The sequence below is a fragment of the Bordetella genomosp. 5 genome (assembly GCF_002261475.1).
GTDB lineage: Bacteria > Pseudomonadota > Gammaproteobacteria > Burkholderiales > Burkholderiaceae_B > Bordetella.
Map to the genome: position 1 here is coordinate 31,854 of NZ_NEVN01000011.1, position 25,019 is coordinate 56,872.

A 25,019-nucleotide genomic window follows, 5' to 3' on the forward strand; every position below is an offset into this window, starting at 1 on the left:
GACATGTCGCAATCGGCGGCTTGCCCGAAAGAGGTGGCCCTGCCGGCTGCCCTGCCTAAGTGTTCTGTCATTTCACGAAGGTGCTGGATGGCAAACTTGCTGGAATCGGGTAAGGATGTTCCGTTCTCGCTCGTCGACGGCGATGCGCTTTCGCGAATTCAACGCCGCCTGGGCGTCATTCCATCCTCCGGACTGGGCCTGAAGCGACGCGCACTGCTTTACGCCATGGTCGCGTGGCTGCCGCTGGTCATCGCTGCCGTCCTGTCTGGAACGAGCCTGCGTGCCGAGCCGCCCGGAGAACCCCTGTTCGGCCATTTCGGCATCCACATCCGTTGCCTTGTCGCCATCCCGCTGCTTGTGCTCGCAGAAGGCGTGGCGCGAGACAACGTCGCGCTTTGCCTGCGGCAGTTCAAGCAGTCGGGCCTCGTCGATGCCGCGCTGGCGCCGAAGTTCGACGCAATCGTGCAAGACATCGTCGCCATCAAGCAGCGCATGCTGCCGTGGGTGATCATCCTTGGGGTGGTACTTACGTGGACCGCGGCATTTCTCGTGTCGCCCAATCCCGACGAAATGCGTTGGTCGGCGACCGACAACGCCGCCATGCAGCTAGGGACGTGGTGGTTTTTGCTGGTGACGCGGCCGATCTTTTCCACGCTGCTGCTTGCCTGGGCCTGGCGGCTGATCCTGCTGGGGCTGCTCCTTTGGCGGATTGCCCGTCTGCCGTTGCGGCTCGCCGTGCAGCACCCCGATAGAATGGGCGGCCTGGGCTTTCTCGAGCGCCTGCCCAAAGTGTATGGCCCGGTTCTCTTTTCGCTGTCCGCTGTCATGGCCGGCGCGTGGGCCCACCAGGTTTTCTATCACGACGTGCCGGTGCCGGCGTTGTATGTGCAGATCGGCACATTGCTGGCCGTGCTGGTGTGCATCGGCATGGCGCCCCTGATGGTGTTCTCTCCGCTGCTGCTGCGTGCCCGGCGCCAGGCGTTGCTCGACTACGGCGCGCTGTTGGCCGCGCACGGCCGGGCGGTGCACGGTCGCTGGATCGAGCGTAAGCCTATTACCGACGAACCGCTGCTCGATGCGCCGGAACTCGGCCCCGTGGCCGACATCCGCGTGCTGTATGAATCGGTCGCGAACATGCGCGCCGCGGTGATCAGCAAGACCGTCCTGTTGAAGATCGTCGTGCCCGCCGCGCTGCCGCTGCTGATCCTGATCGCGACGCAATGGCCCGTTCAGACGACCCTGACCAAATTACTGTTCACGCTGCTTTGACACGCATGCGCTGAATGCGCGAGTCCCCAGGGCGTCCTGCACGTCGTCCTGAAGAATGAAAAGCATCATCGCGAAGTTTCACCAATCGTCGGTTAGGCATGGGAGAGACGCATGAAGCGAATATGGGTGTTTCTGATCGCAGTCCTTGCGCTGGCGCACGCCCCGGCGCATGCGCAGTCCGCGGCGCTCGGCAAGGAACAGCTCGATCAGATGCTCGCGCCGGTCGCGCTTTACCCTGATGCGTTGCTGTCGCAGCTTTTGATGGCGTCGACCTACCCCGACGACGTCAAGGCTGCCGCCGCCTGGGCCGGCGAGCACAGTACGCTACAAGGTGATGCTGCCGTGAAGGCGGCCCAGGACCAGCCCTGGGATCCCAGCGTGATCTCACTGGTCGGCTTCCCCTCGGTGATCGACATGATGGGACGCCAGCCGGACTGGGTGCTATCGCTGGGCAACGCCTTTCTCGATCAACCCGATGACGTCATGGCTTCCGTGCAGCGGCTGCGGCGGCAGGCGCAGAGTGCCGGCAATCTTGCGAGCAACGCGCAGCAGAAGGTCAATACGAGCACCGAGGGCGGCAATACCTACATCACCGTCGAGCCCGCCTCGCCGCAAACCGTCTACGTGCCGACCTACAACCCCGGCACGGTCTACGGCGCCTGGCCCTATCCCGCGTATCCGCCCGCCTACTATCCACCGCCGCCCGGCTCCGCGTTCGCTTCCGCGTTGATGGGCGGCCTGGCATTCGGCACCGGCATTGCCATCGCTGATTCGCTATGGGGTGGCTTCGACTGGGGGCACAACGATGTGGACATCGACGTCAACCGCTACAACAACATCAACGTCAATCGCCGCATCGACGCGAACCGTGCGAACGTGAACTGGAGCCACGACCCGGCCCGGCGCGGCAGCCAGCCCTATCGTGGCGGCGCGACACAGCAACGCTTCGACGCCCAACGGCGGACGGTCCAGGGCGCATCGCGGCCCGCCGACACTCAGCAGGCTCGGCGCGACCATGCGCAGCAAGTCATGCGCGAGCGCAAGACGCCGGACGGCGCTCGACGGGCGGGGCAGTCGCCGGGGCGACAGAACGCGCAGCGTCCCGCCCAGCATCACGCCGCGCCGGACCGGGCGACCCGACCGCAGGCAAATCGCAATGAAGCCCGCAGTGCCGCTGCGGCGCGCTCACGCGACCTCAACCGCGATAACGCATTGCGCGGCGCGGGCGGCCCGCGTCAGGCGGGCTCGGCACCGCACGCGCGTCCGGCCCAGCACGCCCCGCGTGCCACGCCGCATCGCGATGGCGGCGCACGCCACATCGAACGCAGCCACGGGAGAATATGATGCGACGACTCAAGCGTATGGGACTGGCATTGGCGCTTGCCACGGCCCTGGCACCGAGCGCCGCTCAGGCGCAGGCGCGCTACGACAGCCCCGCCGCTGCGGCGGACGCGCTGGTGACGGCGATCGCGACCGGCGACGAAGATGGCTTGAAGCGCAGCCTGGGGCCGCAGTTCCGCCGTTTCGTGCCGCAAGACAGCATCTCGCGCGAGGACGTCTACACCTTCCTGGCCGCGTGGCACGACCATCACGAGGTAGCCGAAACGTCACCAGGCAGGGCCGCGCTGTTCGTCGGCCGGCAGGACTGGACTTTTCCTGCGCCGCTCGTGGAACGCAACGGACGCTGGTCGTTCGACCTGCGCGCGGGTGTCGAAGAGATGCGGGTGCGCCGCATCGCGCGGAACGAGTCGGCCGCTATCGAAACGCTGGTCGCGCTGTGCACCGCGCAGGATCGTTACCGTGCACGCTACGGCCATCCGGCCGCGCGCATCGTCAGCCGGGAGGGCGAAACGGATGGCCTGTACTGGGACGCCGGCAGCGATCCCGAACCCAGCCCGCTCGGAGACGAAGCGCTGGTGATGACGTCCGACACGCCCGCGCCCGACGCTTGGCACGGCTACCACTACGGCGTGACATCGCCGCGGAATGACAGTGGCTGTGCCTTCCGAGCCTGGCCTGCGGCGCCGGGCCAGTCTGGGCAGCGAATGTTCACGATCGATGCGGACCGGACGGTCAAGGAGGCTCGACGCGCCCGGTAGGCCATCGCATCCCCTCATCGACGGCCGCCCTCCGGCGCCGATCCCGCTGCATCATCAAGGAGATTTTCAATGAAGAGCCGATTGGTCGCCTTCTCTCTGGGCTGCTCGATGCTTCTCGCCGGCGTTCCGGCCGCACTGCACGCAGCCTCCGCTTCCCACGCCGCCCTGACGATGCCAGCGCCAGGAATCATCATGCATCCCGAGTATGCCGAAACTATCGGCCGGATGGCTTATGTGTGGGCCTGGCCGATGGTGAACATGCTGAACCGGCGCGACCGCATCACGAAAGCGCCCCATCCCGGCCTGCTGGGGGGCATCCTGCCGGCCGCGCCGCGCGGCCAGATCGGCATGCTGCACGACTACATCACGCCGAGCGAAACATTCGTTACCTGCCCGAACCAGGACGTGGTCTACGGGCTGGGCTTCTTCTCGCTGGACGAAGAGCCGGTGATCGCCCAGGTGCCGGACTTCGGCGACCGCTTCTGGGTCTATGCCCTCTACGACCAGCGCACCAACCAGTTCGGTGAGCTCGGCAAACCCTACGGCTCCAAACCCGGCTTCTATCTACTCGTCGGGCCGAACTGGAAGGGCGAGATGCCCAAGGGCGTCGAGGGCATCATCCGCAGCCCGACGATGCTCGCCAATGCCATCCCGCGGATCTTCATGGATGACACGGACGCGGATCGCGCGGCGATTCAGAGCAAGATCAATCAGGTGGTCTTCTATCCACTCAAGCAGTTCGACGGGAAGATGAAAACCATCGACTGGAAGACCACGTCAGACATCCCCAACCCCAACGCCGACAGCGCGAGCGGCGGCGAGACCCGCTGGGTCATCCCCGAAAAGTTCTTCGACCAATTGCCGCACGTGCTGGAGATGGTGCCGCCGCTGCCTGGCGAAGAGGCCATGTATGCGCAATTCCGTGCCGTTCTCGATGCGGCCGAGAAGGATCCCGCCATCAAGGACGCCTTGCTGGGGGTTGCAAAGGAAACGGAGGAAGAGGTGATCGGGCCGTTTTTCCGCTGGAAGCACAACGGCAAGCCTGCCGGGAACCAGTGGAACCGCTCGGTCAACAACGCGCAGACTGGGCTGGACTACTTCAATCGTACCGGCACGGCCAAGTCCAACATGTTCGACAACCGGCCGAACGAGACCCAGTACTTCTACACCGACTTCGACGGCACCGGTGCACAGCTCGATGGCAGTCAGCGCTACGAGATCACCTTCCCGGCGGGACAGCTGCCGCCGGTCAAGGGCTTCTGGTCCCTGACGCTCTACAACAAGCATCACCTTTTCAGCGAGAACGCGCTGAAAAGGTACTCGCTCGGCACGAAGAACCGCAACCTCGTGCGCGGGCAGGACGGCTCGTTGACGCTGTATGTCGGTCCGACATCGCCGGGCAAGGACAAGGAGGCCAACTGGCTGCCGTCGCCCTCGGAGCCGATCTCGCTCTATCTGCGCGCCTATTGGGGCGAACAGGCAATTCTGGACGGCTCGTGGAAGCCACCCGTCATCAAGAAAGTGCAGTGACCGATTTCGCTCGAGGGGATTCGGACACGAAACGTCCGGCCCCCTTCCGGACGCACGGCAACCTGATTCGAGGACACCATGAACACTCGACTGACTCTCGCGACGGCATTGCTCGCGGCCTGCGCTTCCACCGCCGTGGCCCAGAACGCGACGTCGCCCATGTCGCCGCTGGTACGACAACTCAACGGCGGAAACTGGCTCGACACCAAGGAGGCCGAGAGCCTGCGCGACGAGCTCTTCTATCAGCGCGCCATTTACGCCTACATGACCATGCTACCCGCGCTCAATGTGATCGGGATGCGCGACGGCTCGGAAAAGGCATTCGGGGCAGGCTACCACGTGCTGCCGATCTGGAAGGAGCGCATGGACGCGCGAGCGATGGTGCCCACGCCGAATGCGGACGTGATCTATTCCATGAGCTATCTGGACTTGAAGAAGACCGGTCCGCTGGTCGTCAATGCGCCTGCCAACGTTATCGGCATGTTTACTGATTTCTTCCAACGCACGCTTACCGATGTCGGGGCGGTCGGGCCCGACCGGGCCCGCGGCGGCCTGTATCTGCTGCTGCCGCCCGACTATGACGGCCACGTCCCGAGTGGATACTTCGTGTTCAAGTCGCCCACTTATAACGTGTTTCTCTTCTTCCGCACGATTATGGGCAAGGGTCAGGGCAAGCCGGATCCCGAGCCGGCGGTCAAGGCTGCCGAGTCCACGCGCATCTATCCGTTGTGGGCCGCCGAGAAAGATGTGAAACCCATGGAGTTTCCTGACGGCACCGGCAAGCGCATCGACATGATGTATCCGATCGACCAGGAGTATTGGAACAAGCTCAAGGCGTTCGTCGACTACGAACCCATCGCGGCCATCGATCCGGAGCTGCGCGGCGTGCTGGCCTCGATCGGGATCGTGAAAGGCCAGCCTTTCAAGCCCACGCCCAAACAGCAGGAGCTGTTGAAGAAAGCCGTTGACACCGCGCCGAAGATGATTCTGGCGAACCGGCAGCTCGGCCGCGAGGACAAGCGCAATCTCTATTACAAAGACAGGCAATGGGAGACCACCTGGGCCGGGGCCACCGCGGAATGGTTCCAGGATAGTTATCTGGACGTGGACCAGCGGGCGAGCTTCTTCCAGGTCGCCTACTCGTCGGCACCGGCCATGGTGATGCGCACAACGGGCGCGGGTTCCAAATATCCTCTCACGGTGCGCGATGCGGATGGCGCGTTTCTGAACGGCTCCCATACCTACAAGCTGCGTATTCCCGAGGGCGTGCCCGCCGCCTTGTTCTGGGCCGTGACCGCTTACAACGTGACCGACGGCACCATGCCCGAGACGGACCAGCTCATGCCGTCGACCAACGGCTACTACGACATCCCCAAACAGAAGGACGGGTCGATCGAGATCTGGTTCGGCCCGGAGAAGCCGAACGATGTAGCCGACGCCGCGTTCATCAAGACGGTGCCCGACCGCGCGCTGCTCATCACGTTGCGTCTGTATGGCGCGGAGCACGCGTTCTACGACCAAAGCTGGAAGCCGGACGATGTCGTCAAGGTGAAGTGATGAACCGCGCATGAAGAACAAGCGCTCAACCCATCCGCCGCACGCCGCCCGCCTGCCGGGCCTGCTTCCGATTCTGATCGCGTTCACCATCCTGAGCGTGGGCGTCGGTTTCTTCAACGCGCTGCATGCAAGCCATGCGGTGCAGAAGGAACGTGCGCTGACCCACGCGCTGGACGAGGCGCTCGAGGCCTGGTCGCGTGGCAATAGCAGCGGCGCGATCCTGGCGCTGGATCTGGACCATTTCAAGCGCGTCAACGATACGTATGGCCACGTGGCCGGCGATCGCGTTCTGGTCGAGGTGTCCGGACTGATCAGACGTTCGTTGCGCGAGCGCGACCAGCCCTTTCGGGTCGGTGGCGAGGAATTCATTGTGCTGCTGCCCGGGGCCTCGCAGGACGCGGCCATGGACGTGGCGCAGCGCTTGCGCGCCGCTGTCGCGCAGACAGACATCGAGGGCGTGGGCCACGTTTCGATATCGGGCGGGATCGCCCTTTGGACGCCCGGGCAGTGCAGCGCCGAGTCGGCGTTGGCCCGGGCGGACGAGGCCTTGTACGCATCGAAGGCGCAAGGACGAATCGCATTACGCGCTGGGCCGGCGCTCCCTGAAGATTGATCTGGCGGCGTGACGACCTGGTTTTGCAGTCTTCAACGATCAACGAAGTCGGTCCGGAAACATCGATGAACTATTCCGTGATTCTCTTTGCGCTGGCCGCGGGCTTTTTTCTCTTGCTGCTGCTGGCGCTGCAAATCGGCAAACGACTGGGCCGCGACGCGGACGAGAAAGGCCGCGCGGGCGCCGCCGCGATCGAGGCATCGGTGTTTGCGCTGCTGGGACTGCTCCTGGCATTCACCTTCTCGGGCGCCGCGCAGCGCATGTCGGATCGGCGCGCGGTGCTGGTGCAGGAGGTCAATGCCATCGGCACGGCGTGGCTGCGCATCGATCTTCTCGCTCCATCGGCCCAGCCGGCGTTGCGCGAAGACTTCCGCCGTTACGTGGACGGTCGGATCCTGTACTACCAGCGCGTGGCCGATCTGGACGCGCGTGATGGCATCGCGAACGACGTAGCCAAACTGCAGCAGGCCATCTGGCGCAGATCGATCCAGGCGACGCAGGACAGCGTACCGCCGTATGCCGCTTCGTATATCGCGGCGGTCAACGAGATGTTCGATGTGTCGACGACGCAGACCGTGGCGCAGAAAATCCATCCGCCGCTGATGACCTACATCTTCCTCGGGCTGCTGGCCCTGGTGAGCGCGGGCCTTGCCGGCTTCAATCTCGGGGCGGCCAAGCGCACCGGGCTGGGCCATCAACTCGTTTATGCGCTCGTGATGACTTCCGCCCTTTACATCATCATCGACTATGAGTTCCCGCGTATCGGCACGATCCGCATCGACCAGAGCGATACCTTGCTCATCGCGCAGCGGCAATCGATGGTCGATCCGTGAGGCCTCACCCCAAGGGCAGCGAACATGGTCAAGATCGCGTTGGGCACAGGAACGGGACTCGGGGGTCTGGCTATGCCGGCCCTGGTGGGTCTGCTCATGTTTTCATTGTCGTTCGAGGCCTGGGGGCAAGGCCTGCGATTGGTCAAGAACGACCTGCAAAAGCGCGCGAACGGTGTGCTGGCGCTGATGTCGTTTTCGATCGTGCCCGACATCACCACGAGCTCGCTCAACATCGGGGGAGGCAGCGCGTCCACGTCGGGGGCCAACGAGTTTTTCATGACCCAGCTGGGCGGCGGCGACACCATATCCAAGTCGGTACCGATTTACCTCGAAGGCGTACTGGCCTTCAGCCGCTACGACCCCACCTTCGTGGCGACGCAGGGCGCGGAAACCCGCCGTCTGCCCACCAAGTGGAACAGCGTCTCGGCCACCGGAGGCGTCGGTTGGGACTTCAAACTGACCGACGAGCTCAAGCTGCGGCCCATTTTCAATTTTGCGTTGGGCAACGTGACCAGCGACCTGCGCGCGGCGAGCTGGTATGTGGGCCGGCAAACCGGCACTGACGTCAATTTCCTGGACCGCGGGTCGCTCAATGCATATGGCCTCGGCGGGTCGATCATGCTCGACTACGAACACTATCGCCCGGGCTACGAGGTCGACGTGGAGCTCAGATACTCCGATATTCGTCTGCAGAGTTTCGACAGCTCGGCTGCGGTAAAGGGTCGTGCGACGGCACAGTCCGCCAACCTGTGGGCCCGGTATCGCGCGCCCACCGGCCTGGTCGCGCTGCAGCGGCCGGTGCGCTACGTTCTCGAGCTTACCCATTCGGAGTTTCTGGGCGATCAGCGCGGCATTCTCGGCTTCGACCGGCTGACTTCGCTCGGCGCCGGGCTGGAACTCGATTCGAGCGCATACGAGGTCATCGTCACGCGCACGCGCCTGGTGGGCAGATATGTATTCGGCCAGAATGTGCGCGGCTTTTCGGTCGGGCTCGCCGTCAGCTTTTGACGAATGTCCAGAAGCAGCCTTGCCTTCCGTTGATCATCGTTGCGGACCAGCACGACACGAAAGTCATGAGGCGTCTTCACGGCGCCCGCATCGGCGCCCTTATTACGGCCGCTACGGCCACGCATCCCTCCGCGTTCACACGAACCTGTCTCGCACCTGAAAACGAACACAAAACGAACATTTCGAACAAAACGCGAAAATAAACACAGGGGATTTCCCAGGTTTATTGCGCGTTTTTTTGTGTTTGAATAGCAAGCAAACATCAAATACTTGTCACCAAAGAGACACAGGAGACTACCCATGCAAGCCAAGCGCCTGCTCGCAACCGCCGCATTCACCACGTTCGCCCTGAGCGCGCACTCCGCGTTCGCCGCCGACACGTGCAGCAACCGCGGCGATCTGGACACGATGTTCTGCGATGCCAACAACGATCTGGTCGCCGATCCCCCGACGGACGCCTCCAAGCTCAAGACGCCGTCGACGCTGGTGTTCACCTACACCCCGGTCGAAGATCCGGCGGTCTACGAAGACATCTTCAAGCCCTTCACCAAGCATCTGGCGCAGTGCACGGGCAAGCGCGTGGTGTTCTATCAAGTGCAAAGCAACGCGGCTGAAATCGAAGCCATGCGCTCGGGTCGTCTGCATGTCGGCGGCTTCTCCACCGGCCCCACCGCCTTCGCGGTGAACATCGCCGGCGCGGTGCCGTTCGCGGTCAAGGGCTACGCCGATGGCTTCCAGGGCTACAACCTGATCGTCATCGTCAAGAAAGACAGCCCCTACCAGAAGCTCACCGACCTGAAGGGCAAGAAGCTCGCGCACACGGCGCCGTCGTCGAACTCGGGTCACATGGCGCCGGTCGCCCTGTTCCCGCGTGAAGGCCTCACGCCCGACAAGGACTACAAGGTGCTGTTCTCGGGCAAACACGATCAATCGGTCATGGGCGTGAACTCCGGCGACTACGACGCCGCCGCCGTGGCATCGGACGTGTTCCACCGCATGGCGTCGCGTGGCCAGATCAAGGAAGAAGATTTCCGCATCATCTACACCAGCGAGAAATTCCCCACCTCGTCGTTCGCCTACGCGCACGACCTGGAGCCGAAGTTCCGCGACCAGATGCTCAAGTGCTTCTACGACTACCGCTTCCCCGATGAAATGAAGAAGGCGTTCGATGGCGCCGACCGTTTCTACCCGGTCACCTACCAAAAGGACTGGGCCATCGTGCGCGAAGTCGCCGAATCCGGCGGCGAGAAGTTCAACCGCGCGGCCTACGATCGTGAGTCCGCCAAGAGCAAGGGCAAGCAGTAAGCATGGCAACGTCTCTTCGCATTTCCGGCCTGGTTAAGGAATACCGGGCCGGCACGCCGGTGCTCAATGGCATCGATATTCATGTGGCGGGCCAGGGCCTGACCGCGATCATCGGGCCTTCGGGCACCGGCAAGAGCACGCTGCTGCGCTGCGTTAACCGCCTGATCGAACCCACCCGCGGTGAGATCGTGCTGGAAGGCGCCGACGGCACGGTCGACCTGGCCCGCGTACGCGGCCAGGCGCTGCGCCGTGCGCGTCGCCGCATCGGCATGGTGTTCCAGGAATACAACCTGGTCGAACGCCTGACCGTGATGGAAAACCTGCTCACCGGCCGGCTCGGCTATACCTCGGCGCTCAGCGCCTGGATGCGCCGCTTCGAGGCCGCCGACATCGAGCGCGCCTACCAGTTGCTCGACACCGTGGGTCTGGCCGGCTTTGCCGATCAGCGCGCCGACGCGCTGTCGGGCGGCCAGCGCCAGCGCGTGGGCATCGCCCGCGCCCTGATGCAAGGTCCGCAGCTGCTGCTGGCCGACGAGCCCACCTCGTCGCTCGATCCCAAGACCTCCGTCGAGATCATGGAGCTGCTCACCGCACAGGGCAGCGCCAACGGCATTCCGGTGCTGGTCAACATCCACGACGTCGAACTCGCACGCCGCTATGCCACGCGCATCATCGGCATGTCGGGCGGCCGCGTGGTGTACGACGGCGATGGACAAGGGCTGGACGCCAACATGCTCAAGTCCATCTACGGAGGCGAGTCATGGCTGCAGTGATACCGGCCGGCGCCCGCCGGCCGTTCGCGCTGTCGTGGCAAACGCGCACGATCGCGCTGCTGGTCTTTCTGTATGCGGTGTATGCCGCGCTGCAGCTCGATGTCAGTCCCGCGCGCGTTCGCGCCGGTCTCGATCATGCCGGCACGTTCCTCGCGCGGATGTTCCCGCCGAACTTCGAAAAGCCCGACACGCTGATCAAAGGCATCGTAGAGAGCCTCGAGATCGCCGTGCTGGCCTCGGTGCTGGGCATCTTCCTGGCCCTGCCCGTGGGCCTGCTGGGCGCGCGCAACCTGATGCCCGCCTGGGTGTCGTGGCCGGCCCGCGCCATCGTCGCACTGTGCCGCTCGCTGCATCCGGTGATCGTGGCCATCCTGTTCGTCAAGGCCGTGGGCTTTGGCGCGCTGGCCGGCATTCTCGCGCTCACCGTCGCGTCGATCGGCTTCATCGGCAAGCTCTTCACCGAATCGATCGAAGAAATCTCGCTCAAGCAGGTCGAGGCCGTGCGCGCCACCGGCGCCTCGTTCGTCAACGTGATCACGTTCGGCGTGCTGCCGCAGGTGTTCGCGCGCTTCGTCGGCTTCGCCACCTATCAATTCGACTCGAACCTGCGCAACTCCACCATGGTGGGGATCGTGGGCGCGGGCGGTGTGGGCGGCACGCTGTTCTCGGCGTTCCAGCGATTCGACTACGACTTCGTGTCGGCCATCCTGCTCACGCTGATCGCCATCATCATGCTGGGTGAAATCCTGGCGGGTGTCGTGCGCGCCGTGCTGCTGGACAACCTGGGCTTCGACCGCATCCTGCAACGCCGCATGGCCGCCGCACGCGGCCTCGGCAGCAGCAACGGAGGCAAGCCATGACCGCGAGCACCGCAATGCCCGCGGCCGGCACGCCGCGCACCTGGGAACGCTATACGTTCGGTCAGCGCATGCTGCGATTCGCACTGTATCTGGTGCTGGTCGTGGCCGTGGTGCAGGCCGCGCGTGGGGTGGAGATCATCCCCGAGTTCCTGTACGACGCCCCCGAACAGATGGGCGACCTGCTGTCGCGCATGTGGCCGGTGGATTGGGGCTATTACTGGGAAGGCGTGCACGCGCCGCTGGTCGAAACCCTGCACATCGCCACGCTCGGTACGCTGTTGTCGATCGTGCTGGCCGTGCCGGTGGGCCTGCTCGCCGCGCACAACCTCACGCCCAGCCGCACCATCAACCAGCTCGCGCGCCTGATCCTGGTGTCGAGCCGGTCGGTCAACTCGCTGGTGTGGGCGCTGCTCTTCATCGCCATCTTCGGACCCGGCGCACTGGCGGGCACGCTCGCCATCGCGTTCCGGTCGATCGGCTTCGTGGGCAAGCTGGTGGGCGAAGCGATCGAGGGCGCCTCGCGCGGCCCGATCGAAGCGCTCACGGCCACGGGGGCCAGCAAGGGCGCGGTGATCTGGTACGGCTACTGGCCGCAGATCCGGCCGGCGTTCTGGTCCATCGTGCTGCTGCGCTGGGACATCAACGTGCGCGAGTCCGCGGTGCTGGGTCTCGTGGGCGCGGGGGGTATCGGCATGGCGCTCGATACGGCGCTGAACCTGTTCCAGTGGGATCGTGTCGCACTGGTGCTCGCGGCGATCTTCGCCGTGGTGGTGGTCGCCGAGATCGTCATCACCCAGGCTCGCCGACGCATCTTGTAACCAAATCGCGATATCGTCCGGACGACAAGGCCGCCCTCTGGGGCGGCCTTGTTTTTTGCGGCGATTTAAGCGCGCGCAAGGCCCGAGACCCGTATTTCGGATTTATGACAGGTCATCACTGATCTGGCATGGCACCATTACTATCCCTGGTTTTGTCTGTGGGCAGTGCCGTCATGTCAGAACAAGAGTTGAAGCTACACGTCCCGGCCTCGGCCATCGCGGCGATACGCCGTGAGCTCGGTCAGCGCCAATCCAGCCGTATCCGGCTACGGGCCTTGTACTTCGACACGCCCGAACGCGAACTGGTCCACGCACGCATCGCGCTGCGGCTGCGCCAGGAAGGCCGCCAATGGGTGCAGACGGTCAAGATGCCGGGCGCCAACGCCATCACGCGCATCGAGCTCAACCACCCTCGCCCCGGCCCGGTGCTGGACCTGTCGCTGTACGCCGGCACCGAAGTCGGCGACGCGCTGGCCCGCATCCAGGGCGAGCTCGGCGTGCGCTACGAAACCGATGTGTCGCGCCAGCTCTGTAAGCTTCGCAGCCGCTACGGCACGGTCGAAGTCGCGCTCGATACCGGCCTGCTGCGCGCGGGCGCGCTGGAGCTGCCGATCTCCGAAATCGAATTCGAGCTGGTCTCGGGCCGCCCCGAAGCGATCTTCGCCGTGGGCCGGCAATGGCAGAAGCGCCATGGCCTGGTCCTCGACGTGCGCAGCAAATCCGAACGCGGCGACGCGCTGGCCGAAATGGCGCAGACGCTCGCCAACCTGCCCGACGGCGACGAGGCCGAGGCGGCGCGCAAAGAGGCCGTGAGCCGCTTCTGGGCGCCGCGGGGAGCACGCAGCGTGAAGCTGCGCCCGGAGCAGGACGCCGTGCAGGCGCTCACGACGATCGCGGGCGAATGCCTCGAACAGATCGTGCGCAACGCCGCGGCACTGGCCGAGGTCGACACCGCCGGCGTGTACGCCGCCGGTTCGCCCGAACACGTGCACCAGCTGCGCGTGGGCATGCGACGCCTGCGCTCCGCCTGGAAGCTGTTCGAAGGGTGGGTCGCGCCGCCTGCCGCCACGCTCGATGCCGGCATCCGCGAATACTTCGGCGCCTTCGGCGCGAGCCGCGACCAGGACGTGCTGGCCGATACGGTCGTGCCGCTGCTCGAGCGCGCGGGCATGCCACCGATCCCGGCCGAGCCTGTCGCGCGCGGCGCCGACGCCCATGCGCTGGCCGCAAGCCCCGCCTTCCAGGCCTGGCTGCTGGAGCTGTTCGAATGGAGCATGAATATCGCGCCGCCGCCCGCCGCCGAAAGTGAAGCCTCGCAGCCGGCGGCCGCCGACGGTGCAGCCCGCTCAGCCTCGGTGCCGGCCGATGACGAGCACGGCGCCAGCGAGCGCATCGTGCCCACCATCATCGGCCTGAATGCAGGCAGCACCGAGGCCGAGGCGCCCGCCGCGCCGGCGCTGTCGCGGCTGCTCGCCAAGCGTCTGCGCCGCTGGCACAAGTCGGTCGCCAAGGATGGCCAGCGCTTCAGCGAACTCGATCTCGAAAGCCGGCACGAACTGCGCAAGCGCGGCAAGCGCCTGCGCTACAGCCTGTCGTTCGCCGAATCGTTGTTGCCGGCCACGCGTCTGCGCACCTACCGCAAGCAGCTGGCCCATGTGCAGGAGCTGCTGGGCGAGATCAACGATCTGGCGGTGGCTGCCGAGCATTACCGCACCCAGACCGACGCACATCCGCAGGCCTGGTTTGCGCTCGGCTGGATCGCGGCGCGCCTCGAAACGCTGGTGGCGCAGGCCCAGCCCTCGTTCGACGCGCTGGCCCACGCCAAGCCGTTCTGGAAGTGAACAGGACGCCAGCGCGCCGCGCTGGCGTCCAAAGCAAAACAGGCCGTCAATCTGCATTGACGGCCTGTTTTGCTTGATCGGTACGCGCGGGGTCAGTCGGCCAGCAAGGCGGCGGCAAACTCGGACGCGACGAAGGGCTGCAGGTCTTCGAGGCCTTCGCCCACGCCGATCCAGTAGACCGGCACGGGGCGCACGCCCTGGCTGCCGGCGGCCACCGCGGCCAGCGTGCCGCCCTTGGCGGTGCCGTCGAGCTTGGTCACGACCAGGCCGGTGACATTGATCGCGGCGTCGAATGCGCGAATCTGCGTGAGCACGTTCTGCCCCGTGTTGCCGTCGACGACGAGGATCACCTCGTGCGGCGCCTCGGCGTCGGCCTTGCCGATCACGCGGCGGATCTTCTTGAGCTCTTCCATCAGGTGCAGCTGCGTGGGCAGACGGCCGGCCGTGTCGACCATGACCACGCCCGTGCCACGCGCGCGGCCCGCATTGACGGCGTCGAAAGCCACGGCGGCGGGGTCACCGCCCTCCTGCGCGATCACGGTGACGTTATTGCGGCTGCCCCACTCCATCAATTGCTCGCGGGCGGCGGCGCGGAAGGTGTCGCCGGCGGCCAGCAGCACGCTGGCGCCCTGGCGCTGGAAGGCATTGGCCAGCTTGCCGATCGAGGTGGTCTTGCCGGCGCCGTTCACGCCCGCGATCATCACCACCAGCGGCGTTTTGCGCTTGAGATCGAAACCACGCTCGAGCGGACGCAGGTGCTCGGTCAGCAGATCGCGCAGCGCGTCCTTGACCTTGGCGGGGTCTTCGATGCGCTCTTTCTTGACCCGCGCGCGCAGCGCGGTGAGCAGCTCTTCGGTGGCCTCGATGCCCGCGTCGGCCATGATCAACGCCGACTCGAGCTCTTCGAACAGGTTTTCGTCGACCTTCACGCCGACGAACAGGCCGCCCAGGCTCTGGCCGGTGCGCGACAGGCCCTGCTTCAGGCGCGACAGCCACGACGCCTTCTTGGGGGCCGCGGCGGGCTCCGCCACGGGTTCGGGCTGCGGCGCGACTGCGGCCGGGACAGGGGCCAGCGCCGGTGCCGGCGTCGGCACAGGCATCGGCGGCACCGGGATCGGCGGCACCGGGATCGGCGGCACGGGCTCGGGCGCCGGCGGCGCGGGCGGGGGCTTGGGCGTGGGCGTGGGGACCGGCACCGGCTCGGGCGCCGGCGCGATGGGCGGCGCCACCTGCACCGGCGCGGCGGGCGCGGGGGCGGGGGCGGCCGGCACAGGTGCGGGCGTCGGCGCGAAGGCGGCAGGGGCAGCCGGCGCAGGTGCGGCCTGCACAGGCGCGGGTGTCGGCGCGAAGGCGGTGGGCGCAGCCGGCGCGGGTGCCGCCGGCACGGGCGCGGGTGTCGGCGCGAAGGCGGTCGGCGCAGGCGCGGCGGCAGGCAGCGGCGTGACGTGCACGCCCGCCACTTCCTGGGGCCGGACTTCCGGCACCGGATGCGCGCCTTCGAGCGGCAGCGGCGGCACGGCAGGGTCGGCAACGGCGGTCTGGCCGGCGCTCACCTGCACGGGCGCTTCTGGCGCGACCACGGGCACCTCGGCCGGTTTCGGCGCGGGCGGCGGGGATTTTTTCTTGAAGAAGCTGAACATGGTCGAAAGTATATTCGGAACCGCCGCGCCCCGCCCCGGCGGAGCCCACCCGTTTCATGACGCCGCGTAACCGCGCGGCGCCGGCGCCGTCCCTGTCAGAGGCGGCAAAGGACGGTGCTACGCAGTGCCGACGCCTTCCACCCGCGAGCCAGCCTGCGACGGCGCGACGCGGTGCTGGTGCCTTCCGCCTCCGAGCCGGCGCGCGACGGCACGACTCGGCACCGGTGCCCCCCCGCCTCCGAGCCGGCGGGCGACGGCGCTACTATTCGTTCAGCCTTACAAAAATTCTGCCTGGATCTCGATGAAACCCAACCCGAAAGCCGCGTCCTCGGGCTCGCGCACCATCCGCATCGTGGGCGGCGACTTCCGCCGCACGCCGATCGTGGTGCCCGACGTGGCCGGTTTGCGCCCCACCCCCGACCGCGTCCGCGAAACCCTGTTCAACTGGCTCAATCATCTGTGGGCCAACGAGTTCGCCGACAAACGCGTCCTGGATCTGTTCGCGGGCAGCGGCGCCCTGGGACTGGAAGCCGCCTCGCGCGGCGCCGGTCTGGTGCAGATGGTGGAGCAGGACCGGGGCGCCGTGTCCGCGCTGCGGACGCTGCGAGACAAGCTCAAAGCCGACGCCGTCCGCATTCATTCGGGGGACGCGCTGCACGCGCTGTCGCGCATGGACGCGTCGCGCTTCGAGCTGGTGTTGCTCGATCCGCCCTTCGGCCAGGGCTGGCTGGAGCGCCTGTGGCCCTTGCTGCCGCCCTTGCTGGCCCCGGATGCCCTGATCTACATCGAGTCGGAAAGCGCGCTCGCGCCGCCCCCCGAATACGAGATCGTGCGCGAGGACAAGGCCGGCGCCGTGCACTACGGCCTCGTGCAATTTGCTGCATTGCGCAATTAGATCAATAATCCGGTTTCGGAGGATGGTGTTAAACCATATAACAACGGTTCGGAGCTCGCATGATCATCGCTGTATACCCTGGCACATTCGACCCGCTCACCCGCGGTCACGAAGACCTGGTGCGGCGCGCCGCCGCCCTCTTCGACAAAGTGGTGGTGGGCATCGCATACAGCCGCAACAAAAAGCCCTTCTTCAGCATCGAAGAGCGCGTCGAGATCGCGCGTGAGGTGCTGGGACACTACCCCAACGTCGAAGTGCAGAGTTTCGGCGGCCTGCTCAAGGATTTCGTGCGCGAGCAGAACGGCCGTGTGATCGTGCGCGGTCTGCGCGCGGTCTCCGACTTCGAATACGAATTCCAGATGGCCGGCATGAACCGCCATCTGCTGCCCGACGTCGAGACGCTCTTCATGACGCCTTCGGACCAGTACCAGTTCATCTCGGGCACCATCGTGCGCGAGATCGCTCAGCTGGGCGGCGACGTCAGCAAGTTCGTCTTTCCGTCGGTCGAGCGCTGGCTGCACGAAAAGGCCAAAGAGCGCCGCGAGCAGAGCTGGCCCTCGGGCGTCTGAACGCGCCACGCGCGGGCTCGTCTCGAGCCGCCTGGCCGTCACGGCGGCCCCGCGGCCGACGGCGCTACAATCTGACGGCTTGCCCATGCTGGGCAGGCCGTTTTCCATTTGGCGTCCGCGCCCGCCTCTCCCATGGCCCTCCGAATCACCGACGAATGCATCAACTGTGACGTTTGCGAGCCCCAGTGCCCGAACGAGGCCATTTCCATGGGCGCGGAGTTTTACGTCATCGATCCCGACCTGTGCACCGAATGCGTGGGCCACCACGAAGAGCCGCAGTGCAAGGTGGTCTGCCCGGTCGAGTGCATCGAGTTGCACCCACAGTGGCAAGAGGGACAGGAGTCCCTGTTGGCCAAGTATCGCCGCCTCACGGGTGCGGCATGAGCGGCGGGGATCCCGCCGCTTTTACGTCCGACCACCGCCGCAGCGCCAGCGATTTCTCCGTCTCCGCGCTGGTCGCGGGCCTCGTGGCCGTCCTGGTGAGTTTCGGCGGCACGGCGGTACTGATGGTGCAGGCCGGCCACGCCGCGGGGCTCGACGCTGCGCATATCGGTTCATGGCTCGGTTCCATCTGCCTGGCACTGGGCGCGGGCGGCGCGCTGGTCAGCCTGCGTACCGGCGTGCCGGTCGTTTTCGCCTGGTCCACGCCCGGCGCGGCACTGCTGGTCACCGCGCTCATCGGCGTGCCGTTCGATCAGGCCGTGGCCGCGTTCGTGCTGGCGGCGCTGCTCACCATCGCCTGCGGCGTGTTCGGCTGGATCGATCCCATCGTGCGCCGCATTCCGGCCGAGATCGCGGGGGCCATGCTGGCCGGCGTGCTGCTCAATTTCGGCCTGGGCGTGTTCCGCAGCATCGGCGCGCAGCCGGTCCTGGTGCTGGGCATGTGCGTGGCGTATCTGCTGTGCAAGCGCTGGGTGCCCCGCTACGCGGTGCTGGCGGTGCTCGCAGCCGGCATGGTGCTGGCCGCGGCGCTCGGCCTTCTCGATCTGCGCGGCGTGGAATGGGGCTTCACGGAGTTTGTCTGGACGACGCCGCACTTCACCTGGCAGGCCGCGATCAGCCTCGGCATCCCGATCTTCGTCGTGGCGATGGCCTCGCAGAATCTGCCCGGCCTGGCCATCCTGCAGGCCGCCGGCTATCGCCCGCCTGCCTCGCGCCTCATTACCCTGACGGGAGTGGTCGGCGTGCTGGCCGCGCCGTTCGGGGCGCATAGCATCACGCTGGGCGCGATCATCGCGGCCATCTGCGCCGGGCCCGAAGCGCACCCGGACCCCGCGCGCCGCTACGTGGCCGCGGCCACCTACGGCATCGTCTATGTGCTGCTGTCGGTCGTGGCGGGCGCCGTGGCCGTGTTCTTCCAGGCCTTGCCCGCGCCGCTCATCGCCACGCTCGCCGGCCTCGCACTGCTCGCACCGATCATGGGCGGCATGACCAACGCGATGGCCAACGCCGAGCGCCGCGAGGCCGCGCTGGTCACGCTGCTCGCCACCGCCTCCGGCATGAGCTTCTTTGGCATCGGATCGGCGTTCTGGGGCCTGCTCGCGGGCCTCACGGTGCACGCCGTGGTCACCTGGCGCCGCCCGGCAAGCGCCTAATCACCTCGAGGCCATCCCAGAGGGGCACGATCGAGGGCAGGCCGACGGCGCCAAAGCAAAATGGCCATCCCGAGGGATGGCCATCGTCATTAACGGCGCTGAAAACCCGGCCGTCAGGCACTCGCCCCGGGCCATTGCACCGGCGCCGTGTCGGGATGCAGCTTGAGCAGCCGCGCGGGAATGCCGAGGTGATTGGACAGCCACGCCGCCGCCAGCTCGCCCTCGTCGACCACGTCGACGGTCTGCTCACCGACCAGCATCTGGTAGCGCACGCTGTCGTCGTCTTCGATGACATCCAGCGGCACGTCGAGTCGCAGCATGCCGGGCGCGCGGATGACCAGATAGCCGAGCCGCAGCTCGACCGTCACGTCGGCAAGACGCGGCGAGAGCTCGCGCGTGAGCCACTGACCCGCGTCGTTGGCCACGAGCCAGCGGCGGTGATAATCGGCCGCGCGGGCATCGTCGATGACGCCGCATTCGGCAATGGGCTGATATGGCGTGCTCATCGGCCGAGAATACCCTTGATGGCTTGATCGATCGGTGCCGCAACGCCCGAGCCGCTCTTCACGCCGATGGCTTCCTTGAGCTTGTTTTCGAGCGTCTTGCGCAGCGCGCCGGTCACGGCCTGGCGCCACTGCAACGTGTACACCGGCGCATCGAACGCGCCCGTGACCAGCACCGGCACCGTCACGTTCTGCAGGTCGGCGAGGTCTTTGCCGTCCTGGCCCGTGCTGGTGTTGACCACGCGCACGCGGGCCAGCACGTTGAAGGTGCTGTTGGTGAAGTCGATCGTGGCCGGGTCGCCCTGGCTGATGCGCAGCAGCGGCGCGGCGATGTCGAGACGCTTGATCGTGCCGATGCCCTTGGCAATCTGCAGATCGCCTTCCATCGAGCTGAAGTCGGTCTGGCGCTCGGGGCTCGAGGCCACGACCGCGTCATTGGCCTCGCCGCTGAAGGTGGCCTTCAGATCGCGCAGGATCTGCGCGATATTGATGCCCTTGATCGCCCCGTCGCGCAGGCGCACCTGCGCCGTGCCCGCGAGATTGTTCTTGAGCGCGTAGGTATTGGCGCCCACCGTCTTGAGATCGAGCGCGAGATTGCCGGTGCCCGACAGCGTGTGCTGCTTTGCCGCATCGGCCAGCAGCGGCTCGATGGCGATGCCCGTGAGATTCAGTTTGCCAACCATGGCGTTGTTTTCGGCCGCATCGACCGAGAACGAACCGCCCAGCTTGCCGCCGTAGAGCGCCGCGCTGAGGCCGCCGAGCTCGAGCTTGCCCTTGGCGAGCTTGACGTTGGCGCCGACTTCTTCGGCCTTCATGCCGCGCACCACGAGCTGGCCGATCTTGATCGTGCCATTGGCGGACTTGTTCAGCAGACCCGACAGATTCAGCGTGTCATCGGCGGGCTTGGCCGGGGTGGCAGGCTTGGCGGGCGGCTTGGACTCGTCCTGCTTGCCGTCGGCCGGCGGCTTGGCCACCGTCGCGCCCACGGCAGGCGCCAGCTTGTCGAGATCGAGGATGTCGACCGCCAGCGCGAACTTCATTTCGGGCTGGGCCATCAGACGCGTGATGTCGGCGGTGAGGTCGAACTTGCCGCCCTCGAGCACCGCGTTGATGCGGGCGCTGGCCTGATCCTTGAGCAGATTGGCGTTGAGGCTGCCGATCACCGGAATGGCCAGGCTGCCCTTGGGCAGCGCCGGATCGGTGATGTTGACGTCGCCCTTGAGCGCCGAGAGGCCGGCGCTGCGCTGGATCAGATTGAGCGCCACCGGCGAGGCGAACACGGTCTTGACGACGCGCTCGCCCTGCTTGAAGGTGCCGTCGAACTTGGCTTCTTTGGCGTCGAGCTCGTAGGCGTTGCCGCCGATGCCGTTCAGGCCGAAGCTGGCGTCGATACCCTGGGCGCGCACGCGGCCCGTGAGGCCGTCGCCGCTCGCCGCGGACGGCGAGATCGCCAGGCCGGGGGCGTCGAGCGCGAGCTCGAACGGGCCGTCGGGCAGCGCGCCCTTGGCGCGCACGGCGGCCTTCTCGAGCTGGAGCTGGGTCTTGTGCGGATCGATGGACAGACGCGGCACCAGCAAGCTGGCCTCCACGCCGCTCATCTTCGAAGGCTCGGTGACGTCGCCCTGGAAGAACATTTCCAGGCCGGCCACGTCGAGCGACGAGGTCGCGCCATTGAAGGCGACGTTGCCGCGGGCGGTGAGCACCTTGGCCTGCGCGCCGGGGATCTGGCCTTCCATGCGCAGATCGAGCTTCTGGGCCGAATAGCGCTTGGCCGAGGGGTTCAGGCGCAACAGGCCCTGCCCCGTCAGCCCCGCGTCGAAGCGCGGATTGCCGCCTTCGACCCGCGCCGACATGCTGACGTCGAACGGCTGATCGAACGTGACACGGCCGGTATTGGCGTTGAGCCGGCTCACGGTGACCGCCATGCCCGTCATCGCATCCTGCATCTGCAGCTCGCCGTCTTTCAGGTCGAGCCCGGCGATGTCGATCTGCATGTTGCGCGGCGTGTTGGGCGTGCCGCTGACCAGGGCCTGGGCCGCGCCGGCGATGGCGCCCGCGCCGGCTTCCGCCGCGTTGGCGGGCACCGCGGTGCTCTGCACCGAGCCGCCCACGAGGTCTTCGAAGTTGAAGTGGCCGTCTTTGTGGCGCATCACGCGCGCCTTGAAGCCATTGATCGTGACGTGATCGACCACGAAGCTGTTGGACAGCAACGGCCAGACCGCGACGGCCAGCCGCATGCTGTCGATGGAGGCAAAGACGTCGGTGCTGTCCGGCTCGGACAGCGACACGCCCTGCACGGCCAGACCGATGCGAGGAAAGAGCGACAGCTCGATTTCACCGTCGATGCTCAGCGTGCGCTGGTAGCGCTCCTGAACGATCTCCTCAAGCTTGTACTTGTAGGCGTTGGGGTCGAACGTCAGCAGGAAGATGGCCAGGCCGACGACAGCCGCCACCACCAGTACCACCAAGCCGATCAATATGCGCTTGAACCACGTCTTCATTGCTGCCCCGTCGATACCTCGACTTGGATAGAACCTATAAACCCTGCCGGCGGCGCCTGGCAGGCGGGATCGGCGCTGAACACCGAGACGCTACGCGGGCGGCGCGAGGCTGCCTTGCCGACGAAGGCCGCAAGCCCTGGCGCCAGCGTTGCGAATAAAAGTTGGGAGCGTCCGTGCATTGACGAACCGGGCAAACCGGCCCGAGATAGCGCTATCGTAACAAATCAGTGGCAATCGAAGGCGCCCGGTGTGCCCCGATTGGCGTATGAGTCGCAACAGCATGCATCACGAACGTTGCGAAGGCCAGCGCGAGCGGGGCATCGTCACTCATCGAAAGCGCCGGGGCCGATCTGTTCGGCCAGATAGTCCACAAACGACGCAATCCGCGACGAGAGGGCCGTGTTGCGATAGTAGACCGCGTTGATCGGCTGCCGCACATCGAGCGTCTGGCGCGTCAGGATCGGTACCAGACGCCCCGATTGACGGTCCGCCCGTGTCATGAAATCTGACAGACAGACGATTCCCGCGCCCTCGAGCGCGAGGTGGCGCAGGGTCTCGCCGCTGGATGCGCGGATGGTGGGCTTGATGTGCAGCTGCCCGGCATCCGCGTCGCGCAACGGCCATTCGTTCAGGGATTCGGGCTGCGTGAAGCCCAGCAGGTTGTGGCCCGCCAGCTCCTCGACACGCCGGGGCTTGCCGGCGCGCTCGAGATAGGCAGGGCTGGCCAGCACGCGGATGCGGCTGCCGCTGATCAAACGCGCGTGCAGCGTGGAATCCTTGAGGCGGCCGATACGAATGGCCACGTCGGTGCGCCGTTCGATGAGATCGATCACCCCTTCGCTGCTGACCAGCTCCAGTTCGACTTCGGGGTGGCGCTCGCGGTAGCCGTTCACGAGCGGCGCCACCACATGCAGCATGAAGGGAGAGGCCGCGTCCACCCGCAACCGACCGGCAGGTCGCTCGCGGCGCGCCGCCATCTGTTCTTCCGCCCCTTCCACCAGGTTCACGACTTCGCGCGCCTGCTCCAGAAAGGCCGCGCCCTCGCCCGTGAGCTCGAGACGGCGCGTGGTCCGCCGCAGCAGCGTGGTGCGCAGCTTCTCTTCGAGACGCGACAGCGTGCGGCTCGCACCCGAGACGGTCTGGCCCAGCTGCTCCGCCGCTTTCGAGATCGACCCCGCGTCCACCACGGCGATGAACGTCATGAGTTCGTCCAGCGTGGTCTTCATTGTTGACTCCGTGGCAAATGTATTTGGCTTATAGACGACTGTTTCCGCAAATGTAAAGCCCGCATACTGGCCGCCAATCGAATCAAGGAGCGTTTCATGAATCTTCCCGCCATCGGCCTGGGCACCTTCCGACTGCAGGGCCAACCCGTCATCGACTCGGTGCGCAACGCGCTCGAGGTCGGCTACCGCGCGATCGACACCGCGCAGATCTACGGCAACGAAGCCGACATCGGCGAGGCCATCAGCGCCAGCGGAATCGCACGCGGCGAACTCACGCTCACGACCAAGATCTGGACCGACAACCTCGCCGGCGACAAGCTCATCGACAGCCTGAAAGACAGCCTGACGCGCCTGCGCACCGATCACGTCGACCTCACGCTGATCCACTGGCCCTCGCCCGGCGGCGCCGTGCCGCTCGCCGAAAGCCTGCAGGCCCTGGCCGAAGCCCGCCAACAGGGGCTGACGCGCGCGATCGGGATTTCGAACTTCACGATCGCGCTGAGCCGTCAGGCCCGCGAGCTTGCCGGTGCCGACGCAATCGCCACCAACCAGGTCGAGATCAGCCCCTACCTGCAGAACCGCAAGCTGGCCGCGTACGCCCGCGAGACGGGCCTGCACCTGACCTCTTACATGACGCTGGCGTACGGCAAGGTGTTGTCCGACCCGGTGCTCGTGGACATCGCACGCAAGCACAACGCCACGCCGGCACAGGTGGCGCTGGCCTGGGCACTGCAGCTCGGCTACGCCGTCATCCCGTCGTCCACCAAGCGCGAGAACCTCGCCAGTAATCTGAAGGCGGTCGCCCTGACGCTGGACGAGGACGACATGGCCGCCATCGCCGCGCTCGATCGGGGCGAACGCCAGGCCAACCCGGAAGGGCTGGCGCCGGTTTGGGATTGAACGAGGCGTTGTGGCGCGCCGCTGCCCGCGCGTATAGTGTGGGCATGCGCACGCCACGTCACACCGCCCGAATTATTCGCACCATTCTCTGAGTGGTGGGTGCGTGTGCAAGATCAACCCGCCAGAAGGCGGGTTTTTCATTCGTGCTTCTGGCTGTTTTCACCTGGAGCCAGCATGACCGATCACCCCCTGCGTCACATCATCGAAGCCTGCGACCGCGCCATCACCGCGCGGGACTACGACAGCCTGATGCACCACTACGCCGACGACGCCGCGCTCGTCATCCGGCCCGGCCAGATCGTGCGCGGCAAGGACCGCATCCGCCAGGCCTTCGCCGCGATCGCCGCCCACTTCGACCACAAGCTCGTGGTCACGCAGGGTGAGATGCAGGTGATCGAAGGGGCCGGCACCGCGTTGGTCATCATGGAAACCCACCTGGACATTCCCGCCGGCGACACCACGCAGCAGATCACGCGGCGCGCGACCTATGTGTTCCGTCATGATCCGGACGGACAATGGCGCTGCACCGTCGACAATTCGTACGGCACCGATCTGCTGAACCCCGCCTAGCACGTCGCTCCAACAGCCCGGCCACGCGCACATCGACGAAATCGTGCCGCGTCCGACGAAGCAGAAATTCCGCTCGCGCGTGATGGCGTGCGCTGAATGACGAAGGCCTGGGTC

At 66.2% G+C, this 25,019-nt stretch carries 23 protein-coding genes; 19 read left to right on the forward strand and 4 right to left on the reverse strand.

Going from position 1 to position 25,019, the window contains the following annotated elements:
• The first annotated feature begins 87 nt into the window (after nucleotides 1-87).
• The 13 genes from CEK29_RS19740 to CEK29_RS19800 all read left to right on the forward strand — a co-directional run bounded on the left by CEK29_RS19740 (nucleotide 88) and on the right by CEK29_RS19800 (nucleotide 14,506).
• Entirely contained in the window at nucleotides 88-1,269 is a 1,182-nt protein-coding gene (locus tag CEK29_RS19740; RefSeq protein WP_094859098.1) for a hypothetical protein, read from the forward strand.
• A 111-nt stretch (nucleotides 1,270-1,380) separates the two neighbouring features.
• Nucleotides 1,381-2,613, forward strand: coding sequence for a DUF3300 domain-containing protein (locus CEK29_RS19745; RefSeq protein WP_094859099.1), 1,233 nt, complete (start codon nucleotides 1,381-1,383; stop codon nucleotides 2,611-2,613).
• Between the two features lie 17 nt (nucleotides 2,614-2,630).
• Nucleotides 2,631-3,368 carry a DUF2950 family protein gene (locus tag CEK29_RS19750; protein WP_176456940.1) on the forward strand — a complete coding sequence of 246 codons (738 nt, stop codon included), beginning with the start codon at nucleotides 2,631-2,633 and terminating at the stop codon, nucleotides 3,366-3,368.
• 69 nt (nucleotides 3,369-3,437) lie between these two features.
• Nucleotides 3,438-4,898, forward strand: coding sequence for a DUF1254 domain-containing protein (locus CEK29_RS19755; protein WP_094859101.1), 1,461 nt, complete (start codon nucleotides 3,438-3,440; stop codon nucleotides 4,896-4,898).
• A gap of 78 nt (nucleotides 4,899-4,976) precedes the next feature.
• Nucleotides 4,977-6,455, forward strand: coding sequence for a DUF1254 domain-containing protein (locus tag CEK29_RS19760; protein WP_094859102.1), 1,479 nt, complete (start codon nucleotides 4,977-4,979; stop codon nucleotides 6,453-6,455).
• 10 nt (nucleotides 6,456-6,465) lie between these two features.
• Nucleotides 6,466-7,068: a GGDEF domain-containing protein gene (locus CEK29_RS19765; protein WP_094859103.1), complete on the forward strand. Its 603-nt coding sequence runs from the start codon at nucleotides 6,466-6,468 to the stop codon at nucleotides 7,066-7,068.
• A 65-nt stretch (nucleotides 7,069-7,133) separates the two neighbouring features.
• Entirely contained in the window at nucleotides 7,134-7,901 is a 768-nt protein-coding gene (locus tag CEK29_RS19770; protein WP_094859104.1) for a hypothetical protein, read from the forward strand.
• Nucleotides 7,902-7,997: 96 nt separating this feature from the next.
• Complete coding sequence (locus CEK29_RS19775) at nucleotides 7,998-8,909, forward strand: hypothetical protein (protein WP_255176218.1); 912 nt, start codon at nucleotides 7,998-8,000, stop codon at nucleotides 8,907-8,909.
• A 300-nt stretch (nucleotides 8,910-9,209) separates the two neighbouring features.
• On the forward strand, nucleotides 9,210-10,214 hold the full coding sequence (phnD, locus tag CEK29_RS19780) for a phosphate/phosphite/phosphonate ABC transporter substrate-binding protein (RefSeq protein ID WP_094859106.1): 1,005 nt from the start codon (nucleotides 9,210-9,212) through the stop codon (nucleotides 10,212-10,214).
• Nucleotides 10,215-10,216: 2 nt separating this feature from the next.
• Nucleotides 10,217-10,987 (forward strand): phosphonate ABC transporter ATP-binding protein, encoded by a 771-nt coding sequence (gene phnC, locus CEK29_RS19785; RefSeq protein ID WP_094803982.1) that lies wholly within the window; start codon nucleotides 10,217-10,219, stop codon nucleotides 10,985-10,987.
• Entirely contained in the window at nucleotides 10,975-11,847 is an 873-nt protein-coding gene (gene phnE / locus CEK29_RS19790; RefSeq protein ID WP_094803984.1) for a phosphonate ABC transporter, permease protein PhnE, read from the forward strand. Before phnC ends, phnE (CEK29_RS19790) begins: the two co-directional genes overlap by 13 nt.
• The gene (gene phnE / locus CEK29_RS19795; protein ID WP_094803986.1) at nucleotides 11,844-12,665 is read left to right on the forward strand and encodes a phosphonate ABC transporter, permease protein PhnE; all 822 of its coding nucleotides are present in this window, start codon (nucleotides 11,844-11,846) and stop codon (nucleotides 12,663-12,665) included. The genes phnE (CEK29_RS19790) and phnE (CEK29_RS19795) overlap by 4 nt, the downstream gene beginning before the upstream one ends.
• Before the next feature lie 173 nt (nucleotides 12,666-12,838).
• Nucleotides 12,839-14,506: a CYTH and CHAD domain-containing protein gene (locus CEK29_RS19800; RefSeq protein ID WP_094859190.1), complete on the forward strand. Its 1,668-nt coding sequence runs from the start codon at nucleotides 12,839-12,841 to the stop codon at nucleotides 14,504-14,506.
• 92 nt (nucleotides 14,507-14,598) lie between these two features.
• Here the strand turns inward: CEK29_RS19800 and ftsY are convergent, their stop codons facing one another.
• Complete coding sequence (gene ftsY, locus CEK29_RS19805) at nucleotides 14,599-15,606, reverse strand: signal recognition particle-docking protein FtsY (protein WP_094859191.1); 1,008 nt, start codon at nucleotides 15,604-15,606, stop codon at nucleotides 14,599-14,601.
• Between the two features lie 841 nt (nucleotides 15,607-16,447).
• On the opposite strand from ftsY, the gene rsmD reads away from it, so the two are divergent.
• The 4 genes from rsmD to CEK29_RS19825 all read left to right on the forward strand — a co-directional run bounded on the left by rsmD (nucleotide 16,448) and on the right by CEK29_RS19825 (nucleotide 19,205).
• Complete coding sequence (gene rsmD / locus CEK29_RS19810) at nucleotides 16,448-17,041, forward strand: 16S rRNA (guanine(966)-N(2))-methyltransferase RsmD (protein WP_094859107.1); 594 nt, start codon at nucleotides 16,448-16,450, stop codon at nucleotides 17,039-17,041.
• A 59-nt stretch (nucleotides 17,042-17,100) separates the two neighbouring features.
• Entirely contained in the window at nucleotides 17,101-17,610 is a 510-nt protein-coding gene (gene coaD / locus CEK29_RS19815) for a pantetheine-phosphate adenylyltransferase (RefSeq protein WP_094803992.1), read from the forward strand.
• Nucleotides 17,611-17,742: 132 nt separating this feature from the next.
• A complete protein-coding gene (locus CEK29_RS19820; protein ID WP_094859108.1) occupies nucleotides 17,743-17,994 on the forward strand; it encodes a YfhL family 4Fe-4S dicluster ferredoxin in 252 nt (83 codons plus the stop codon).
• A complete protein-coding gene (locus CEK29_RS19825; RefSeq protein WP_094859109.1) occupies nucleotides 17,991-19,205 on the forward strand; it encodes a benzoate/H(+) symporter BenE family transporter in 1,215 nt (404 codons plus the stop codon). The genes CEK29_RS19820 and CEK29_RS19825 overlap by 4 nt, the downstream gene beginning before the upstream one ends.
• Before the next feature lie 113 nt (nucleotides 19,206-19,318).
• On the opposite strand, the gene CEK29_RS19830 is transcribed toward CEK29_RS19825, so the two are convergent.
• The 3 genes from CEK29_RS19830 to CEK29_RS19840 all read right to left on the reverse strand — a co-directional run bounded on the left by CEK29_RS19830 (nucleotide 19,319) and on the right by CEK29_RS19840 (nucleotide 23,435).
• Entirely contained in the window at nucleotides 19,319-19,711 is a 393-nt protein-coding gene (locus tag CEK29_RS19830) for an MOSC N-terminal beta barrel domain-containing protein (protein WP_094859110.1), read from the reverse strand.
• The gene (locus CEK29_RS19835) at nucleotides 19,708-22,209 is read right to left on the reverse strand and encodes an AsmA family protein (protein ID WP_094804000.1); all 2,502 of its coding nucleotides are present in this window, start codon (nucleotides 22,207-22,209) and stop codon (nucleotides 19,708-19,710) included. Before CEK29_RS19835 ends, CEK29_RS19830 begins: the two co-directional genes overlap by 4 nt.
• A 323-nt stretch (nucleotides 22,210-22,532) precedes the next feature.
• Entirely contained in the window at nucleotides 22,533-23,435 is a 903-nt protein-coding gene (locus CEK29_RS19840; RefSeq protein WP_094859111.1) for a LysR family transcriptional regulator, read from the reverse strand.
• A 96-nt stretch (nucleotides 23,436-23,531) separates the two neighbouring features.
• Between CEK29_RS19840 and dkgB the strand changes: the two genes are divergently transcribed.
• Together dkgB and CEK29_RS19850 are read left to right on the forward strand one after the other, a co-directional pair.
• Nucleotides 23,532-24,335: a 2,5-didehydrogluconate reductase DkgB gene (dkgB, locus tag CEK29_RS19845; RefSeq protein WP_094859112.1), complete on the forward strand. Its 804-nt coding sequence runs from the start codon at nucleotides 23,532-23,534 to the stop codon at nucleotides 24,333-24,335.
• Between the two features lie 174 nt (nucleotides 24,336-24,509).
• The gene (locus CEK29_RS19850; protein ID WP_094859113.1) at nucleotides 24,510-24,905 is read left to right on the forward strand and encodes a YybH family protein; all 396 of its coding nucleotides are present in this window, start codon (nucleotides 24,510-24,512) and stop codon (nucleotides 24,903-24,905) included.
• Nucleotides 24,906-25,019: the final 114 nt, after the last annotated feature.

Coding starts and splice junctions, on each gene's coding strand:
- CEK29_RS19740 (WP_094859098.1), top strand. CDS start 88: ATGGCAAACTTGCTGGAATCGGGTAAGGATGTTCCGTTCTCGCTCGTC.
- CEK29_RS19745 (WP_094859099.1), top strand. CDS start 1,381: ATGAAGCGAATATGGGTGTTTCTGATCGCAGTCCTTGCGCTGGCGCAC.
- CEK29_RS19750 (WP_176456940.1), top strand. CDS start 2,631: ATGGGACTGGCATTGGCGCTTGCCACGGCCCTGGCACCGAGCGCCGCT.
- CEK29_RS19755 (WP_094859101.1), top strand. CDS start 3,438: ATGAAGAGCCGATTGGTCGCCTTCTCTCTGGGCTGCTCGATGCTTCTC.
- CEK29_RS19760 (WP_094859102.1), top strand. CDS start 4,977: ATGAACACTCGACTGACTCTCGCGACGGCATTGCTCGCGGCCTGCGCT.
- CEK29_RS19765 (WP_094859103.1), top strand. CDS start 6,466: ATGAAGAACAAGCGCTCAACCCATCCGCCGCACGCCGCCCGCCTGCCG.
- CEK29_RS19770 (WP_094859104.1), top strand. CDS start 7,134: ATGAACTATTCCGTGATTCTCTTTGCGCTGGCCGCGGGCTTTTTTCTC.
- CEK29_RS19775 (WP_255176218.1), top strand. CDS start 7,998: ATGTTTTCATTGTCGTTCGAGGCCTGGGGGCAAGGCCTGCGATTGGTC.
- phnD (WP_094859106.1), top strand. CDS start 9,210: ATGCAAGCCAAGCGCCTGCTCGCAACCGCCGCATTCACCACGTTCGCC.
- phnC (WP_094803982.1), top strand. CDS start 10,217: ATGGCAACGTCTCTTCGCATTTCCGGCCTGGTTAAGGAATACCGGGCC.
- phnE (WP_094803984.1), top strand. CDS start 10,975: ATGGCTGCAGTGATACCGGCCGGCGCCCGCCGGCCGTTCGCGCTGTCG.
- phnE (WP_094803986.1), top strand. CDS start 11,844: ATGACCGCGAGCACCGCAATGCCCGCGGCCGGCACGCCGCGCACCTGG.
- CEK29_RS19800 (WP_094859190.1), top strand. CDS start 12,839: ATGTCAGAACAAGAGTTGAAGCTACACGTCCCGGCCTCGGCCATCGCG.
- ftsY (WP_094859191.1), bottom strand. CDS start 15,606: ATGCCTGTGCCGACGCCGGCACCGGCGCTGGCCCCTGTCCCGGCCGCA.
- rsmD (WP_094859107.1), top strand. CDS start 16,448: ATGAAACCCAACCCGAAAGCCGCGTCCTCGGGCTCGCGCACCATCCGC.
- coaD (WP_094803992.1), top strand. CDS start 17,101: ATGATCATCGCTGTATACCCTGGCACATTCGACCCGCTCACCCGCGGT.
- CEK29_RS19820 (WP_094859108.1), top strand. CDS start 17,743: ATGGCCCTCCGAATCACCGACGAATGCATCAACTGTGACGTTTGCGAG.
- CEK29_RS19825 (WP_094859109.1), top strand. CDS start 17,991: ATGAGCGGCGGGGATCCCGCCGCTTTTACGTCCGACCACCGCCGCAGC.
- CEK29_RS19830 (WP_094859110.1), bottom strand. CDS start 19,711: ATGAGCACGCCATATCAGCCCATTGCCGAATGCGGCGTCATCGACGAT.
- CEK29_RS19835 (WP_094804000.1), bottom strand. CDS start 22,209: ATGAAGACGTGGTTCAAGCGCATATTGATCGGCTTGGTGGTACTGGTG.
- CEK29_RS19840 (WP_094859111.1), bottom strand. CDS start 23,435: ATGAAGACCACGCTGGACGAACTCATGACGTTCATCGCCGTGGTGGAC.
- dkgB (WP_094859112.1), top strand. CDS start 23,532: ATGAATCTTCCCGCCATCGGCCTGGGCACCTTCCGACTGCAGGGCCAA.
- CEK29_RS19850 (WP_094859113.1), top strand. CDS start 24,510: ATGACCGATCACCCCCTGCGTCACATCATCGAAGCCTGCGACCGCGCC.